Origin of the sequence: Photorhabdus aballayi (assembly GCF_026153155.1) — a bacterium.
Taxonomy (GTDB): Bacteria; Pseudomonadota; Gammaproteobacteria; order Enterobacterales; family Enterobacteriaceae; genus Photorhabdus; species Photorhabdus luminescens.
Window position 1 is genome coordinate 34,349 of sequence record NZ_JAPFCD010000003.1, and the last position, 17,084, is coordinate 51,432.

13 protein-coding genes and 1 pseudogene are annotated in these 17,084 nt (G+C 44.3%); 5 read left to right on the forward strand and 9 right to left on the reverse strand.

All coding sequences use genetic code 11. The features are described from left to right. The first annotated feature begins 41 nt into the window (after positions 1-41). On the forward strand, positions 42-4,457 hold the full coding sequence (locus OO184_RS02545; RefSeq protein WP_265377848.1) for a Tc toxin subunit A-related protein: 4,416 nt from the start codon (positions 42-44) through the stop codon (positions 4,455-4,457). A 105-nt stretch (positions 4,458-4,562) separates the two neighbouring features. Further along, entirely contained in the window at positions 4,563-4,802 is a 240-nt protein-coding gene (locus tag OO184_RS02550; protein ID WP_265377849.1) for a type II toxin-antitoxin system HicB family antitoxin, read from the forward strand. A gap of 52 nt (positions 4,803-4,854) precedes the next feature. Here the strand turns inward: OO184_RS02550 and OO184_RS02555 are convergent, their stop codons facing one another. The 9 genes and pseudogenes from OO184_RS02555 to OO184_RS02595 form a co-directional block, all read right to left on the reverse strand. Beyond that, positions 4,855-5,148 carry a helix-turn-helix domain-containing protein gene (locus OO184_RS02555; protein WP_265377850.1) on the reverse strand — a complete coding sequence of 98 codons (294 nt, stop codon included), beginning with the start codon at positions 5,146-5,148 and terminating at the stop codon, positions 4,855-4,857. After that, complete coding sequence (locus OO184_RS02560; protein ID WP_265377851.1) at positions 5,135-5,410, reverse strand: hypothetical protein; 276 nt, start codon at positions 5,408-5,410, stop codon at positions 5,135-5,137. Before OO184_RS02560 ends, OO184_RS02555 begins: the two co-directional genes overlap by 14 nt. Before the next feature lie 87 nt (positions 5,411-5,497). Further along, entirely contained in the window at positions 5,498-6,553 is a 1,056-nt protein-coding gene (gene fbpC, locus OO184_RS02565) for a ferric ABC transporter ATP-binding protein (RefSeq protein WP_265377852.1), read from the reverse strand. Positions 6,554-6,568: 15 nt separating this feature from the next. After that, positions 6,569-8,647, reverse strand: coding sequence for an ABC transporter permease (locus OO184_RS02570; RefSeq protein WP_265377853.1), 2,079 nt, complete (start codon positions 8,645-8,647; stop codon positions 6,569-6,571). Between the two features lie 136 nt (positions 8,648-8,783). Further along, positions 8,784-9,815 carry an ABC transporter substrate-binding protein gene (locus OO184_RS02575; RefSeq protein ID WP_139655160.1) on the reverse strand — a complete coding sequence of 344 codons (1,032 nt, stop codon included), beginning with the start codon at positions 9,813-9,815 and terminating at the stop codon, positions 8,784-8,786. Between the two features lie 17 nt (positions 9,816-9,832). Then, on the reverse strand, positions 9,833-11,179 hold the full coding sequence (gene uhpC, locus OO184_RS02580) for an MFS transporter family glucose-6-phosphate receptor UhpC (protein ID WP_265377854.1): 1,347 nt from the start codon (positions 11,177-11,179) through the stop codon (positions 9,833-9,835). 72 nt (positions 11,180-11,251) lie between these two features. Next, on the reverse strand, positions 11,252-12,796 hold the full coding sequence (locus OO184_RS02585) for an MASE1 domain-containing sensor histidine kinase (RefSeq protein ID WP_265377855.1): 1,545 nt from the start codon (positions 12,794-12,796) through the stop codon (positions 11,252-11,254). Next, the gene (locus OO184_RS02590; RefSeq protein WP_265377856.1) at positions 12,793-13,425 is read right to left on the reverse strand and encodes a response regulator transcription factor; all 633 of its coding nucleotides are present in this window, start codon (positions 13,423-13,425) and stop codon (positions 12,793-12,795) included. Before OO184_RS02590 ends, OO184_RS02585 begins: the two co-directional genes overlap by 4 nt. Positions 13,426-13,564: 139 nt before the next feature. Next, positions 13,565-13,714: pseudogene (locus tag OO184_RS02595) on the reverse strand (NadS family protein); the annotation flags it as partial. A gap of 193 nt (positions 13,715-13,907) precedes the next feature. On the opposite strand from OO184_RS02595, the gene OO184_RS02600 reads away from it, so the two are divergent. The 3 genes from OO184_RS02600 to OO184_RS02610 all read left to right on the forward strand — a co-directional run bounded on the left by OO184_RS02600 (position 13,908) and on the right by OO184_RS02610 (position 17,047). Continuing rightward, a complete protein-coding gene (locus tag OO184_RS02600; protein ID WP_265377857.1) occupies positions 13,908-15,002 on the forward strand; it encodes a terpene synthase family protein in 1,095 nt (364 codons plus the stop codon). 230 nt (positions 15,003-15,232) lie between these two features. Then, complete coding sequence (locus OO184_RS02605; RefSeq protein WP_265377858.1) at positions 15,233-15,712, forward strand: CesT family type III secretion system chaperone; 480 nt, start codon at positions 15,233-15,235, stop codon at positions 15,710-15,712. A gap of 36 nt (positions 15,713-15,748) precedes the next feature. Then, positions 15,749-17,047, forward strand: coding sequence for a Tle-like phospholipase domain-containing protein (locus tag OO184_RS02610; RefSeq protein WP_265377859.1), 1,299 nt, complete (start codon positions 15,749-15,751; stop codon positions 17,045-17,047). The last annotated feature ends 37 nt before the right edge of the window (positions 17,048-17,084 follow it).

Sequence of the window (17,084 nt, forward strand, 5' to 3'; positions counted from 1 at the left end):
TGTCATGGTGGAATAACAAATTTTTAATAGAGGTTCAGAATATGAAAAATATTGTTTCTAAAAAATTAGCTGAGAATGTTCGTGATGGATTGGTGAGTTATTATTTGGGGCATATTGCAAAAACAGCTAATGTGCCAGATTTAAAAACGCCAGATGATTTGTATCAATATTTACTTATTGATAATCAGGTATCTAGTCAGGTTAATACCAGTGTTGTTGCACAAGCTATTTCCAGTGTTCAGCAATATATTAATGGCATTATGCTTAACATGGAACCAGGGTATGATTATCAATATGAAGATAAAGTAGAAAAATGGAATAATGTTTTAAGCCAATATAACATTTGGGCTGGTTTTCAACAATTATGGAATTATCCAGAGAATTACATTAGCCCTATATTACGTCAGGGAAAAACAAGTGATTTTAAGGAGTTGGAGGATAATTTAAATAAAGGGAAATTGAGTGACGAGGTTGTTCAGGAAGCCATATTAAATTATTTAAATAAATTTGAAGAGATAAGTAACTTAGAGTTAATGAGTGGCTATATCAATACGACTAAAAAATTGGCTCCCGCTCAAGCTGAATATTATTTCATTGGTAAGATGAATATCACGCCAGGTCAATATTACTGGCGATCGCTGAATATGGCTAATCGAAATATGCAAGATGTCATTAATCCTACGGCTTGGAAAGAATGGGAGAAAATTGGCATTCCTGCTACCGGGGAAGTAATTAAGATCCGGCCAATTGTTATTGATGGTCGTCTTCATATTGTCTGGTTGGCATATGAAGCTGATAATAATAAACAAGAAAATTATTATAGTATTAATTTGATCTATCGAAAATTTAATGGTGAATGGAGCCTTCCAAATAAATTACGTACTTTTACTGGTGATAAAAATAAAGTTAATGATGGCTTTGAATTAATTGCATTAATGGATTTGCGAGCTGAACCTGTATTAGTTATTTCTGCTATTTATGAAACAGAAAAATCAAATAATAATATATCAAAAGAAGATCATCATCCGTACTCTTGTAATTTACTGTTTAACGAAGTTCCTATGCCTTTGGTTGGTGATAAGTCATTAGATCTCTATGTTTATCAACAGATTAAATCTAATCCTACGGAAGATCTTACACAATCAAATATGTTGTCAGCTTATTTTGGCGATACTTATAAATTAGTTGATAAACCGGTCTATCAGGAATCAGGAAGTCACCCCGGGCTTGCGACAGGGAAAATGACGCTATTTGCCGAAATGGGTAGTAGCAAACTGCGTCTTAGTGGTAATAATAGTTTATCAATTGGGAAAGAGGTTATTAAGTCTGTAACATGTGATATTGATCTTAAAAGTAAATCGAGTGAAGCAGGAAAGGTTAATATTTCACTCGCCGATGACGCTAAAGAAAATAATGGAAAAATAACCGTTTCTGTCGCGGTGACTATCAATGATAATGGTTATGCAGCAGGTGACTATTTTTATATTATGTTTAATTCCAGTCAGAGTGGTTATCCTGAGCTGAACGTTAATTTTCCTGAATGGGGGAAAAAGCAGGGTAATACTTATCATTTTACCAAAGAAATGGAAGTGCCGCTGTCTGGATTACAAGAAGCTAAAGTATTTAGTTCAGAACTCAATAAATCTGGTGGTAAACTTGTTGCTTCTGGAGATGGAACGCCAAAAGTAGATATTGATTATTCAGGTTATAGGGAGGCTGATTTCTGTTTATGGAATACTAAAGGGGGAAGCGATAGTCTGTTATATTCAGAACGCCAATTACTCAATGGAAATAGTTTTATTCCTACGGTAGAACTTGATCTCGATGAAATAAATGGTAATGATTCAAGTGTATTTTTAAAATTAGGTTATAAAAAAGAGGGGGAAGATGCGGACTTAGGTTATAACTATTATGAAGTTAAATTAAGTAAAACTCCCTATCCTAATTTTTTATTGGCTTATGATAAAAAAACGCAAGCACAGTATCTGGATATGACTGAATTACAATTTAAATATCGGTCTATCAGATTAAATACCTTATTTGGCAAGGAGCTTATTGCGCGGGCTAACCATTCTATTGCAGATGTATTGAGTTGGGAGGCGCAACATATTAAAGAGCCGCCTATTCCGGGGAATGGTGAAAATAATGATTCGGCGCTTAACGGAGCGAATAGTATTTATTTTTGGGAGCTTTTCTTTCATGTGCCTTATTTAGTTGCTTATCAACTCAATGCGTCACAGCAATATCAGGATGCTCAAAATTGGTTGCATTATATTTTCAACCCAGGAGTAAAAAATAAGGTTAATGGTAGTCCAAACTATTGGAATTGCAGCTTGTTAGAGGTTTCCCAAGATAGCTCAGTACAACTAAAAGGATTACAAGATCCAGATGCGATAGCTTATGCAGATCCGGTACATTATAAGAAAGCCATATTTCAAATGTATGTGCAGAACTTAATTGATTTTGGTGATAGTTTTTATCGCTTTCTGACCAATGACGGACTTAATAATGCTAAATTACGCTATCTTCAAGCACGGCAATTACTGGGTCCCAGACCTGATTTTGATTTGGTTAGTCATTGGCTACCGATTGAATTGGTAGATGTCACCTCTTCAAAGAATAATAAATTACGCGAATTTGAGAGTAATATTGATCCAGATATATTAATTGATCTTCCAGCCACTAAAGTCGGTGCTCATACGGCGGTGGATAATGCTATTTTCCGAGTTCCTTTGAACAATGATTTATTGTGGTATTGGGATATTTTATCTAGCAGATTTTATAATTTGCGCCATAACTTAACTTTAGATGGTAAACCTTTGTCGTTACCATTATATGCAACACCGGTTGATCCAAAAAATTTGCTTGCTTTACTGGCAAACGGTGGATCATTATTGGCAGCAGGTAGTACGGGTATTTTGAATATACCGCCTTATCGTTTCCGGGCATTATTACCCAGTGTTTATCATGCGGTAGATACATTAAGTCATTTTGGTGATTTACTCTTGAGTGCGCAAGAACGTAAAGATCGCGCAGAACAGGAAGAGTTGAATCAATTACATTTGAATGAGTTAGCTATTTTTGCTATTTCATTGCAGAAAGATGCTGTCTCAATTGCTGAAAAAGGGAAAGAGGCATTATTAAAAAGTCAGCAGACATTACAACAGCGAATTGATCATTATAAGAAGCTTTATGATGAAAATATTTCTACAGATGAAACTAATGCGCTGAATTTACAAGGTACGGCAAAAATTATTTCTTCTGTTGAGGAAGGAATGTTAACTGCCGCCGGTGCCGCTTCGTTGATACCTAGCATTGCGGGAACCTCATTTGGTGGACAACGATGGCATATGCCGCTTGTTTGTTCTGCGGGTATTACACGTACTGCATCATTAATCATGCAAATGGCGAGTGATACATTGAGTGTTAAAGCGGGTTATAACCGGCGACGTGAAGAGTGGGAGATTCAATATAAACAGGCGGAAAGCGAGCTGGAAATGTTGAAAAAACAGCTTGAACAGCAAGAGGCGCAAATCTCCGCCGCGAATACAACGCTACAGCAATCTCAGGCTCAACTGCAAAAAGAGCAGGATATGTATCAGTTTCTTACTGTGACCAGAGTAACGAAATCTTCTCTTTATCAATGGCTGAATGATCAGATGATGTCATTATATCGTCAGGCTTACGATGCAGTGCTTTCGCTATGTTTAAATGCACAAGCATGCTGGCAATATGAAATGGGGGATTTTGCCACACAATTTATTGTGCAAAATGGTTGGGATGATAACCATAATGGTTTATTGGTAGGTGAAAAGATTAAATTGAATCTACTGAAAATGGAGTCAGCTTATTTGAATCGTAATGAACGTCGTTTAGAGTTAACTAAAACAATCTCGTTAAAAAATCTATTATCTGATACCAAAAAATGGTCAGATATTCAATCTGGGCTTAAAACCGGTGAAGGAATCACATTTGTACTGAATGAAAAGTTATTTGATCAAGATTATGCCGGGCATTATTTACGTCAAATCACTTCTGTATCGGTCACGCTGCCGACATTAATTGGCCCTTATCAGGATATTAAAGCGACCTTAACTCAAACGAAAAGTTATACGTTGAAAACGCCGGATATTAATGGTGTGAAATATTTACTGTCAAATAAGGAGGGCGATAATAAGCAAATTGTCACCAATTTGAGAGCGAGTCAACAAATCGCACTGTCATCAGGTATTAATGATAGCGGTACATTTAATCTTAATTTCGCTGATGATCGCTATTTACCTTTTGAAGGAACCGGGGCGGTTTCTGACTGGAAACTCACCTTCCCATCAGCGGCAACAGACAGTATACAGCGAGATATTCTGGATAATTTGACCGATATTATTTTGCATGTACGTTATACCGCGAAGGATGGAGGAGAGGCATTTGCCGGTCAGGTAAGAGAACTACTTAAATAATATGTTTATTTGTCGCTGTTTTTGTATTTAATATTTAATCAGGAATCTGGTAAATTTATTTCCATTATTTGCCAGGTTATTGCTGTTTTAATTGGGGATTGAGATATGATGAACAGTACATTAAAAATTGCCGGCCATGTGGCTGTTGTCACTTTTGACCTAGAAATAGAGATGTTTCGCGGTGAGTTTGTCGGGTTAAGTGGTGATGCTGACTTTTACGCTTATAACATTGGTGAGTTGAAGGAAGAGGGCGTTAAATCTCTGGTTATCTTCTTTGATGAGTGTAAAAAAGATGGCATAGAACCTTACAAATTGTATAGCGGTAATGAAATCAGGGGCTTTTAAGTAAAAGTGAAATTCAGCATGCTAAGCACTGGATCTCACTTTTGAGAGAGAGTTAAACGGCAGGTAATGCGGTTAAAGCGACTTCTGGCATATGCCGGATATACACACCTGCATGAGCCATCATCGCAATCAGTTTATCCACACTGAAAAGCTGTATTTTCCCCCTGGCAAGCTCTGAAATACGGGGTTGGGTAACCCCTAGCATTCTGGCGGCTTCAACTTGGGTAAATTCCCGTTTTGTTATCCATTCATTCAGCATATTCATTAGCTGCGCTCGGATTTTCATGTTTTCGGCTTGTTCCGGTGTATCACTGATCGCGTCCCATACGCTTTCAAAAGTCTGCATTTTCTCTTGTATTAAGTGTTTTAAAACGTTTTCTGGTAAGCTCCGTATCCTGCTTGTTGGTTGTCTTTTTTTCTTTTGGAAGCAGTGCAGTACTTAAATTGCGAGCCTGAATTTTAGTTTCAAGTTTTTTGGTTAAATCACCGTTAGAAATACCAGCCTCTTCCAGCTCTTTGGCAAAGCCAAGCATTTCGTTCAATTTAGTGCTCACTTTCACCTCTACTAAAAGTCTTGGTTCGAGCATTTTTTTATCATCATACTTCAAAAGTTCTGCGGTAATGTCTTTTTTTCATTATACAGGCCACCACTTGGCGGCCTTTTGATCGGAAAGTCAGGATTTTTTGCAATCAAATTAACGGCTGCTTTGCTCTGCCAAAATAAACATCCCAAACGGATGAATTTCCAGATAGTAATTATCGCCGACATTGGGTTGCAATTGGGTGGCGTTAATCTGCAATAACAGCGTTTGCCCTTGCCAATCTACGGTGACTTCATATTGTGGCCCCATGTAAGCTACATGGCTGATGGTGCAGCGTTGGCTGATATTTCCATCCCGGTTCAGGGTAATGGCTTCCGGTCTGACGCCTACCGTTACCGATTGTCGGTTGGTGGTAAAGTTTGCTGGCCGTGGCAGGCGATATTGGAAAATCTCGACATAATCAGCACTTAAAGTCGCCGGGAAGATATTGGCATCTCCCATAAAACTTGCCATAAACTCAGATGCTGGCTGGCGATAGAGTGTTTGTGGCGTGCCAATTTGCATGATTTTACCTTTATTCATCACCAGTACCGCATCGGAAACGGCAAATGCTTCACTTTGATCATGAGTAACATATAGCGAGGTGATATTAAATTGTTGCTGTAATTCGCGGATTTTCTCGCGCATGCTGCGGCGCAGATTGGCGTCAAGGTTACTCAGCGGTTCATCGAAAAGTAAGACTTTTGGTTTGAGAATCAGTGCGCGAGCGAGAGCGACACGCTGTTGCTGACCACCAGAGATTTGGTCTACATAACGATCTTCAAAACCGCCTAAGTCCACCAGCTCCAGTGCCTCTTTAACCCGATCGCGTATTTCCGTTTTAGGTCGTCCTAGCATTTTCAGCCCGTAGCCAATATTTTCCCCTAGCGACATATGCGGGAACAGGGCGTAGGACTGAAATACCATGCAGATATCCCGTTGCTGGATAGAGCGATCCGTAACGTCTTCACCATCAATGAAAATCTTACCTTCACTCGGTTTTTCCAGCCCGGCAACCAGACGTAATACGGTGGTTTTACCGCAGCCGGATGGCCCTAACAGTGTGACCATATGTCCCTGTGGAATAGATAGTTCCAGATTATCGATCACGGTGTTGCTACCGAACCGTTTGGTTACATTTTTCAGTTCGACAAAATTTTGTTGTGTCATGTCGTCACTCCGTGATTACTGTGTATTTTTGGTTTTGGAACGAGAAATCCGCGCTTCGCCAATCAGATAGTCAAATAAGAAAATAATCGCCAGCATAACCACAATCAGGATCGAGCCATAAGCGATAGCAACCCCGTATTCACCATCTTCCACTCGATTCAGAATATAGGAGGTGGCTACGCGGGTGTCTGGCGTCACCAGGAAGACAATCGCGCTGACGGTGGTAATCGCACGCACGAAGCTGTAGATCAGTGCGGATAAAATCGCCGGGCGCAGTAAGGGCAACAGTATATGGAAGATGGTTTTCATCGATCCGGCGCGTAAGCTGAGCGAGGCTTCATCCAGTGATTTATCAATTTGTCCAAGACCAGCAATACCGGCACGGATACCTACCGGCACATTGCGCATGGTCATGGAGATAATGACGATGGCTGCGGTTCCGGTGAGATAAAAAGGTGAATCGTTGAAAGCCAGAATGTAGGAAACCCCGGCGACGGTACCCGGTACAGCAAAGCACAGCATGGTAGTGAATTCGATAGTTTTTTTGCCGCGAAATTCTTGGCGTACAACAATGTAAGCAATCAACAGACCGAGGAGTGCGGTAATGGGGGCGGCGATACCGGCGTAGAGCAGGGTATCCAGTAATGATGGCCATGCGCCATCGTGCAGACCTTGACCGAACAGTTTGATGAAGTTATCTAAGGTCAGTGTGTAATCTACTCCCCAATTGACGGTGAAACTGCCGTAGAAGATGCTGCCGTACAACAGAATGTTAAACACAACCCAGATAAATAGGGTGGCGCAGACACCCCAAACCAGTGAAGTTGGCAACGGTTGTACATCACCACGATAGGATTTGCCGGAAACCGTGACATAGGAACGTTTACCAATCCATAGGTACTGAACGCAGAAGATCAATAGCGAGAAGACCAGCAGCGAAGCGCCGAGAGTGCTGGCGGCTTGATAGTCGAGTTGAGAACCGGTGATATAGAAATAGATCTGGGTCGCCAGTACGTCAAAGCTACCGCCCAGTACCAATGGATTACTGAAATCGGCCAGCGACTGGACAATCACAATCAGGAAAGAGTTCGCCAGTGCCGGTTTCAACAGCGGAATAAAAACATTGAAGAACGTCTGATAGCGGTTAGCGCGTAGAGTGTAAGAAGCTTCTTCCAATGAAGGATGGATGGTTTTGATGGCGCCATCAAGGATCATAAATGCCATTGGTGTAAAGGCTAGAACTTGCGCCAGCCAGATCCCGGTAAAGCCATACAGCCAGTTAGTATTGGTTAAGCCAAACCAAGTTGCCATAAATTCAGTGATGTAACCGGAACGGCCCATCATCAGGGTGACGCCTAAACCGACCACAAACGGCGGCGTGACGATAGGTAAGATGGAAAATACCCGGCCAATAATGGCGGAACGGCGGGCGATTCTGGCGGTATAAATTGCCAGCACCAGCCCGAAGAAGGTGCAACCTGCGCCAACCGCCAGAGAGAGCAAAACGGAGTTGATGATAACCTGAATAATATGTGCCTGCCCCAGGATCGATATAAAAGCAAATGGAGCAAACTGACCGGCATCATCCGTAAACATCGGAATAAAGATGGCAATACTGGGATAAAGGATAAATATGCCGATTAGGGCAATAACCGTGACTAATGAACCGATAACAAAACTATCGCCGCCTAGCCACTCAAGGCGAGACAGGGCCAGAGTAATAATCGCGCCCAGCGAGATAAACAGGAAAATCGTAGAGTAGCCCAGTCCGCGACCGATAATAGCGGCACTGATAACGACAAATAGCGCGCATAATAAGGCATAACCTGCGTCAAAATAGTGGCGGTGAGGTTGATTGCGGTTTGCTGGCGTGAATGGACGTAGCAGCAGCACTGAGGGTAATAGGAACCACAGTAAGCTGATGTTTAACCCGTTCCAGCCATAGGCGGCGAGAAGTTCATCTTGAGTAGAGTCGAAAAGGCCGTAATCCAGGCTCCATGATGGCAGAAGCGCGAAAGCCAGCCACATCAGGGCAATCCACCAGAACACGGCATCCTGCTTCTGTCTGATAGGCAAGGTAAAAGCGTGAGACATAATTTCCCTCTGTTTTATTATTATTGTGTGGTAGCAGCAGTAAGAAGCTATCCTCATAAGGCGTTATTGGCGCGGGAAAAATAGGGCAGCCTGATGGTAGCTTCTAAGGGCGGGGGTGATCCGCCCTTGACTGACTTTATTTAGCCATTTTCACTTCTGTCACCCATTTGGTAATTAACTCTTTGCGTACATCACTGGCGCCATATTTATCCATGTCGTAATTGATTAGTTTTAGATCGGATAATTTAAGCGCCAAAGGAGACGCTTTTGCTTTAGTGTTGGTCAGAATCTGATAAGCTTTTCCTTTCTTCCAACTCAATTCCTGAGCTTCTTTGGATAACACCCAGTCAACAAACAGTTTAGCGTTGTCCATATTGCGAGCATTTTTGATGATACTTACGCCGCCGATTTCATAACCGGTACTTTCACATGGCGCGATAAGTTTTAGTGGCGCGCCATTTTCGACTTCCAGTGAATAATCATGCAGGAAACCGATACCAATTGCAGATTCGCCACGGGCGGCATTTCGTGCCGGTGCAATGCCGGATTTGGTGTACTGAGAAATATTGGCGTTCAGTTTTTTCAGGTAATCAAATGCCTGATCTTTGCCCCATAGCTGAACAAAGGTTGCTAACGCGGTGTAAGCGGTGCCTGAACTTTGAGGATCAGCAATCTGAATTTCGCCTTTGTATATCGGTTTGGTGAGATCTTTCCAGCAGGTTGGAATCGGCAGATTTTTCTCTTTTAGACGTTCAGTGTTGACGCCATAGCCGAGAATGCCGACGTAAACGGCGGAGCTGTAGTTGCCTTTACGTTTGGCCGGGTCGCGAAATTGCGGCATGATTTGCGCCAGATTAGGAGATTTATAAGGTTCTAGCAGATCCATCTCTCCCGCTTGAGATTGAGGGTCTAGGGTGCCACCGTACCAGACGTCAGCTTGTGGGTTGCGTTTTTCGGCTTCAATTTTTGCCAAGGTGCTGCCTGAACCATTGCGGACAAAAGTGGTTTTTACATTGTATTTTTCTCCGAATGCTCTGGTTTCAGCTTCACACAGGGCGTTAGTGGCGCTGCAATAAACGATTAAACGTCCGGCGGCTTGAGCGCTGTTGGTAAATGCGGCAACCACCAGACCGGCTGCGATAAGTGTAGAGAGAGGTTTCAGTTTCATTATTTTATCCTTAGTATTCAAAACTGCTTATTATTGGAAAGTGGCGATGCTACCCCTGCCATATGTTCCCTTTTACCAACGTCTGCCATTAACAGTGGCATCAACAGCAAACCCATCATGGCGGCTGCGGCCGTGAGCAGGGCAAACATTCCCGACCAGCCATAATGGGCAACCACCTGACTTAGCGGCCAGCCTGCGATTGCTGCGCCCAGGTAGGCGTACAATCCTAGATAACCTGTGACGGTGCCGGCAGCTTGTTTATGGCAATATTCTGTTGCTGCCAACCCAATTAGCATTTGCGGGCCAAATACAAAAAAACCGATACTGAAAAAACAGACTGCCAGCAGCGCGTAGTGATGAATGGGAGTGAGCCACAATGCGGTGACAGTCATAAATAGCCCAAGCGCAAACAGTAGAATCATTGGGGCGCGTTGGCCGCGGAACAGTAAATCAGATCCCCAACCAGAAAACAGAGCGCCGATTAAACCACCGAGTTCAAACAACGAGATCGTCGCATTAGCACTGAGCAGATTGGCGCCATGTGTTTCCGACAACCACAGGTTTCCCCAATCGTTAATCGCCATTCTGATGAGATAGACCAGAATGTAGGAGAATCCTAGCAACCAGATAGTTCTGTTAGTTAAGATCGTATCCCGCAATATCTGCATCATCGGCATGGGGGGCGATAGCTGTTCGTGCCGAAGCTCCAGTGAGTCCTGCCGCCATTGCCCCACACTGGGCAAACCTTGCTGTTGTGGTGTGCCGCATAACTGATGACAGAGCCAGACGCCCAATAAAATGCCGATAATTCCCGGCATCATCAACGCTGTTTGCCAGCCATAAGTTGTCGCCAGAAAAGCAGACAACATCGGGACAGTAATGCCGACGATATTAATGGAGGTATTCCAGTATCCCCACCAGAAGCCTCGCTCATTGCGGGAATACCAATGCGTCAGCAATCTGGCGCAGGGCGGCCATCCCCAGCCTTGAAAGAAGCCGTTCAGTGTCCAGATGATCAATAGTGCGGAAAATGATGAACAGAAAGCGAAGATAATGTTTAACACACCTGTCATCACTAATCCGGCGCCCATAAACCAGCGATAGCCGGTGTGATCGTGAAATACGCCAGAAATAAATTTTGAGCTGCCGTAGGACAGATAAAACAAAGTGGTTATCCAGCCAATATGTCCTTTATCCAATCCCAGTTCCAACTGCATAACCGGCATGACAAAGTTGAAGCTTTTTCGCGTCAGATAAAATGCGGCATAGCCAATGATCATGGAAATCAGCAAACGGCTGCGCCAGCGGCGATAGTGTTGTGAAATCTGTTCCTGGCTGGTGGTTTGCATATCCGGCTCCTCCATGAAAAGGAATATAAAGAAACGCTAATGAGAATGGATGGGATAAGGTTTTAGGCCACTAGGAATAATTCCTAGTTATGCTTGATTTTCATCAGAATTTGTGGGCAGCTTAACAATTATACGCGTACCGTTATCATTACTTAATTGCCAATCTCCACCTAACGCACGGATACGTTCTTCAATGCCCTGGAGGCCCAATCCGCCTTTTCTTTTATCTTCTGTAATGCCGATACCGTTATCACTGATTCTGAGTTCAATCACATCCCGGTGTTGCCGCAGGATGATGGCGATTCGAGTCGCTTTGGCATGTTTGCTGATGTTATTCAGTAACTCCTGCACCAGACGGTAAAGGGTAAAAACCACCGTTTCGTTGGTTGGATTTTGAGGAAGCTGGTAATTCAACTGGCAATCAATATCTCGTTCTTTAAACGCAAATTCATGGATCAGATGGTGAAGCGCTTTTTCTAAGGACATCTCTTCCAAAACCGGTGGGCGCAATTGGCGTAATAATTGGCGAGTAGATTGGTGGATCTGTTGGGCTAGGTTATTGATTTGTCCTGCGATCATTTCTGTTGCCGAGGTGGTGGCGGTACGTTTGATCAGCGTTGCCTGAATTTGAATGGCAGTAATATTCTGACCAATTTCATCATGTAACTCGCGAGCAATACTTTTACAAACGTCTTCTTCTGTGTGAACCAGTTGCTTCATCAGATTATGGCGGGCGGTTAACTCCTGCTCTAAGAGTTCACGGTAACGTTGCAAATTCTCAGCGAGCTGTTGTTGACGGCTGATTGCTATTCCCAGACCTATGCCTAATAACGCCTGAATGGTCAGGAACATTTCCAGTTCGCTTAAATCGTTAAAAGCGCCATTGAATTGCCGCGCTGACGTGATCATCAGACTCCCTAGCAAAGCCGCCAGTACGCCGCCTTGCCAGCCATAACGGTAGGCCATAAAGACATTAGGGATAAAGATTAGAATCACCAAAAGATTCTCAATTTCTGGTGACATAAAGATCTGGGCGCTCAGCCCTAGCAAGCAGAATAGACAACACCACATCAACAAAGAAGGGCGTAACTGCGGATCGGGATTGCTCGGTTGCAGTATGTTTTTTAAATGTTGCTGACGTAGATATTCATAGATCAGATAAACAAACGGTGACAGTAAAACACCACCGGTTAACGAGGTGAGAAACAGGTGGCTGGCGCCGGCAGTCAGCGTAAATCCCAGACAAACAGCCTGCAACATGCTATTGGCGGCTACGCCAGCCAACAAAATCGAGAGCCGCTGCCAATATAGGGTATAGCGCCACCAGAATTGTTGCACGATAAAGGTGGGTATTAGGCTGAGAAAGGGGGATAACAGAATGATATTGTGGGTAATAAGTTGTTCGCTGCCAAGCCATAGCAAAATGATAATCTCAGTGGCTAATAAGGTTGGCAAGTAACGACGTCCCAGTAGAATAAACAGTGCCAGCCGTAAACCTTGTGGCAAAAGTAGTGCAGCTTGTTGCCCATTGTCATTCAGGTAGAAGCTGATGGTCCACAGAGCAAGCCAGCTCAGTGAATAAAAAATCAGCAGAAAGAGTGATAACAGGCCGAATCGTGATCCTCCGTTCATGGGTTCCCCATCAGAATCTGGTGTTGCAGGGCGTAATGAACCAGATCAATGGTGCTATCACACTGGAGTTTGCTAAGAATATTGGCGCGATGAACATGAACCGTTTTATGACTGAGATAGAGTTGTTCTGCGATAGTTTTAACATTAATGCCATTGATAAGCAGATCAAATATTTCCCGTTCTCTGGGGGTTAGAACTTGCAGTGCTGTAACTTTCTGTGAGGTTTGACGCAGTGCTTTTAGCGCATCAGCACACAAATAGCATCCCCCTTGATGTACGGAGCGTACTGCCTGTACCAACTCTTCCGGGCCGCATCGTTTGGTGAGATAGCCGCAGGCGCCGGCATCCAGCGCGCTTTGGACAAATGCGGTGGTGTCATAAATGCTGAGAATAATAGTGCGAAAATCAGGCCGTTTTTGCCGTAACCGGGTGAGCAGGTGCAAACCGCTTTCATCGGGCATGGCGATATCCATCACGGCAACGTCAATCGGGTTTCTGAGTAAACCTGACCAAGCTTCGCTGGCACTGGCGTATTGCCCGGCAATTTCAAGATCATTTTCAAGCGTCAGTAATTGGGCAAAACCGGAACGGACGACTACGTGGTCGTCAATAAGTGCAACTCTAATCATAATTTTTTTAATGAATAATGCTAGGTACAATAAGTTGCATGATGTGCAGGAAAGGCAGGTTGTGCAAATTAATAAGTTGAATTTGTAAGAAAGCTAACAAATTTAGTGAGTTGTCGGATGGCTAAGTAGATGGAGGGGGTTGTTTCAGGCCAGTTGCTTCGCGTATTGCTTTCACATCAATTTCCGTGAAAGTGTAAACGTGTTCCGGTTTTGGCGTCAGCTCACCTTTTTCAATTTTCACCATTTCTTCCGCACTGGCTAGCAGATCGGCAAATAATTCATGTTTCATAAATACCTCGGTTGGCTATTTCAGTAAATCACATATGATATTTTCATCACATAGTTTAACCTTGCTTGTTATTTCAACAATTAATTTAATCCAAAAAATTTAACTGATTGGAAAAAAAACCGATATCCATCTATAAATTAATGACTATTAAGCCACACTCCGTCAATCAATTACTTTATGGAGCCAATTATTCGTGAATATTATTAAAATTCCCCCCATACCTAATCCATTCCCGTATATGTCACATCCATTAGTTAATGCGGAAGATCCGGAAAATTGTGAGATTGAAGCAGCTTCGCGTGAATATGCGGATCGCTTTCGCTTATATAGTGATGAAACACAAAGGCGACGTTTATGGCAAATGGGAAGCGCGCGGTTGGCGGGGTTAATGTATCCAAAGGGGAGCAAGGAATTGCTACAAGTGGGCTCAGATTTCGTAATGTGGGGTTTTGCCTATGATGATGAATATTGTGATGAAGGGCCATTAAGCGTAAATCCCGCCGCTTTTATCCATAATGCGGCTCAGCTACAGCGTGCTCTTGAATCTCCTGAATATCCCGTCAACAATGACCGTTACGCTAGGGCAATGCGCGACTTGCGTATTCGATTAGATCGCTATGCATCCCCTACTCTAGCAGGCCGTTTTTTTGAAGGAATGCGTACTTACATCATGGCTGAAATGTGGAAAGCGGTGGAACCAAAACCTTTGCTCGACGATTATTTGGTGATGCGTATGTATGGTGGGGGTAGTTGGGCATATCCTGTGCTCAACCATATTATTGCAGGTATTAATATTAGCCAAGATGAGTTTAAAGATCGCCGAGTTTGTGCATTGTCAGAGATGATAAGCAGCTTAACTGCATGGGATATCGAGCTCTACGCCTATATTAAGGAGCAAGCACGGGCGGTGGATGATAAGCAGCACAATGTAATTAGTGTCATGTGTCGACAATATGGTTATACGGTTGAACAGAGCATGGAGCATTATTGGGAACTGCGTTGGCGGGTAGTGAGCTTGTTCTTGCGGTTACAAAAAGAGGTATTGGTTACCTCATCTCTTGAAGTTCGTGATTACATTAATGGATTGACTACCTATTACAGTGGCTGTTTGCTTTGGGTTCGGACTTGTAAGCGCTATTGTTCTATCAGTGGTCTTTCCTATGATGATGTATTTGAAGGGGGAGAATTCACCGATATTCTGCCGCCGGAAAGTTTCGAATCGCTAGGACTTCCTTCCTTTGAATGGTGGTGGGAATATGATCCGGTTCGTAAAACTCACATAAATTAACCTGCGAGATCATGACAAGATGGTCTACACCACACTATCAGGACAACTTTTGCTGACCGAACTGAGCGCGGTGCAACCCAACTGCCAATCAGGCGCTATTTCGACGTCGATATAAAAAACTTCGCCCCGGAGATAAATCACCGCTTGCCAGTGATTGTTAATATGCTTCCACTTCTTATTGCGTGCGAAACCCTTTGTCTGCAAGGGACAATGAGCGGAGAATATCATTAGTGAAAGCATATCAACAGACAGTATCGGAATGGTTGCACCTTGTTGGTGAGCGCCAAGGCGTGGCTTTGAGCCTTGGCGGCGATGGTCACTGTACCGTGCCTTTCGGACAAGGTGGAGAGTGCATCGTTGAAGTACCGGATAATGACGATGTTCAGGCATTTTATCTCTATATTCCTTTGTTGCGATTGCCTGTAGATGAACTGGGCCAGTTGATGCTGACTCGGGCTGCCCTTGAGCTGAATATGTTCGGTCTTACCACCGGCGGCAGTCAGATCAGTTTGGACAGTCGTACTAATTATCTGGTGTTGAGCTTCTCTGCGTTGATCGAGATGTTCGACGAAACCGCATTTATGCAGACTCTGGGTGAGTTTCTCGATCTTGGAGTCAGCTTGCAGGCCCAGTTTCAGGTGATCAACACCCAGCAGAACGGAGCATCATCTGCGCTGCATCCATTACCCGGCTCAGCCATCGTATGCTGAATTTCGGTCATCTGAATAACCAAGGAGAATAATAAGATGTCTATTCAAGGTATTGGGCACACTCCCAACGTCACGGCATTGGCGCCCCTTTCGAACGGAGAAGTACAGACGCCGTCTCGCAATAACAATGTGCATCATCAGCTTGCTTCCCATTACACCAGCACTGGTCTTAGTACTCAGGTGTCGCCGGGCAAGGTGCTGACTACCACACTGAAATATCTGACATTGAGTGCCCCAGCCCGCAAGATTGGCACTGCCATACAGGGAGGACATGACTCTCATGCGCAGAGCGCCAAAGGTAAGGCGCGTTACTGGACTGGGGCTATTATCAAGGGTTTGGCTAATATTACTGGCGGCGCCAGTAGCGTAACAAGTGGCGCGATTTCGGTCGGGGTTGCAGGCGTTAAAAATCTGGCGGAATCCACAGGGCGTTTGCTGGCATCCTCTACTTTGGGGCTGGCTGGAGCGGGAGCGAAGGGAATCTCGCGCCTACCGCTTGGCGCGTCCGATCGTTTGCAGGCTGGAACGCGTGCCGAGCAATTGCTGAATTCTGCCAAGGTGATCGCCAAACCCGCATTTGTGGCTAAGGCGGAACAAGAGCCGTTGAATGCTGTGGGAGCTAAAGCAGTGATGGATGCGGCTCAATTGGCGAGAATCAGTTGCTCCAGTAGCTATCGGGATATGCCAGCAGGTTACAGTCATGCTACTTTGGCTGATATCCCGTCTTCAATACTGGCTCGCCGGGAGGATGGCACTGGCGGGACCGGCAGTGAGTTAACTCTGCATGTTCGCCCCGGCAAGGGGGCGAATGATCCTTTAATCCTTGAGGGAGATGCTTGGTCTGCGCTCAAAGTCGCGGTCTACAAGCGCGAAGATACGATGGTGCTTTCCTTTGTAGGCACCCAGCCAACCAAGCGCCCAGGTACTGTGAAGAGCGATGTCGGCGCTGCTTTAGGAATCAAGGATAGCGCGTTTCAGGATGCTGACCGCTTGGTCAAAGCTTTTACCAAACAATATGGCGGCAAGGTTGAAGTTCTGGGCCACTCTTTGGGCGGCGGGCTGGCGCAATATGCGGGTATCAAACATGGGATCAAGGTCACCGCATTCAACAGCATGGGATTGCATGTAGGATTGCGGGATCGGTTGGCCGACAAGTTGGATAGCGCCAACGTCACCCACGTCAATACCAGTAGCGATCCGCTGAGTCAAAAGGTCGAACATGGCGTTTGGGGGTTGGATGCTTCTTCTCAGGTAGGCAAGCGTTATGTGATTGAGCATTCAGGTGGTCACCGTATGGAGTCGGTGACCGCAGGTTTGGAAGCCTTACTGGCTTGACGACTCGATATGTCATGGACAACGCCTCCCAAGGAGG

Bases quoted from the DNA above. Each gene is read 5' to 3' on its own strand.
- OO184_RS02545 (WP_265377848.1), top strand. From the start codon at position 42: ATGAAAAATATTGTTTCTAAAAAATTAGCTGAGAATGTTCGTGATGGA.
- OO184_RS02550 (WP_265377849.1), top strand. From the start codon at position 4,563: ATGATGAACAGTACATTAAAAATTGCCGGCCATGTGGCTGTTGTCACT.
- OO184_RS02555 (WP_265377850.1), bottom strand. From the start codon at position 5,148: ATGCAGACTTTTGAAAGCGTATGGGACGCGATCAGTGATACACCGGAA.
- fbpC (WP_265377852.1), bottom strand. From the start codon at position 6,553: ATGACACAACAAAATTTTGTCGAACTGAAAAATGTAACCAAACGGTTC.
- OO184_RS02570 (WP_265377853.1), bottom strand. From the start codon at position 8,647: ATGTCTCACGCTTTTACCTTGCCTATCAGACAGAAGCAGGATGCCGTG.
- OO184_RS02575 (WP_139655160.1), bottom strand. From the start codon at position 9,815: ATGAAACTGAAACCTCTCTCTACACTTATCGCAGCCGGTCTGGTGGTT.
- uhpC (WP_265377854.1), bottom strand. From the start codon at position 11,179: ATGGAGGAGCCGGATATGCAAACCACCAGCCAGGAACAGATTTCACAA.
- OO184_RS02585 (WP_265377855.1), bottom strand. From the start codon at position 12,796: ATGAACGGAGGATCACGATTCGGCCTGTTATCACTCTTTCTGCTGATT.
- OO184_RS02590 (WP_265377856.1), bottom strand. From the start codon at position 13,425: ATGATTAGAGTTGCACTTATTGACGACCACGTAGTCGTCCGTTCCGGT.
- OO184_RS02610 (WP_265377859.1), top strand. From the start codon at position 15,749: ATGTCTATTCAAGGTATTGGGCACACTCCCAACGTCACGGCATTGGCG.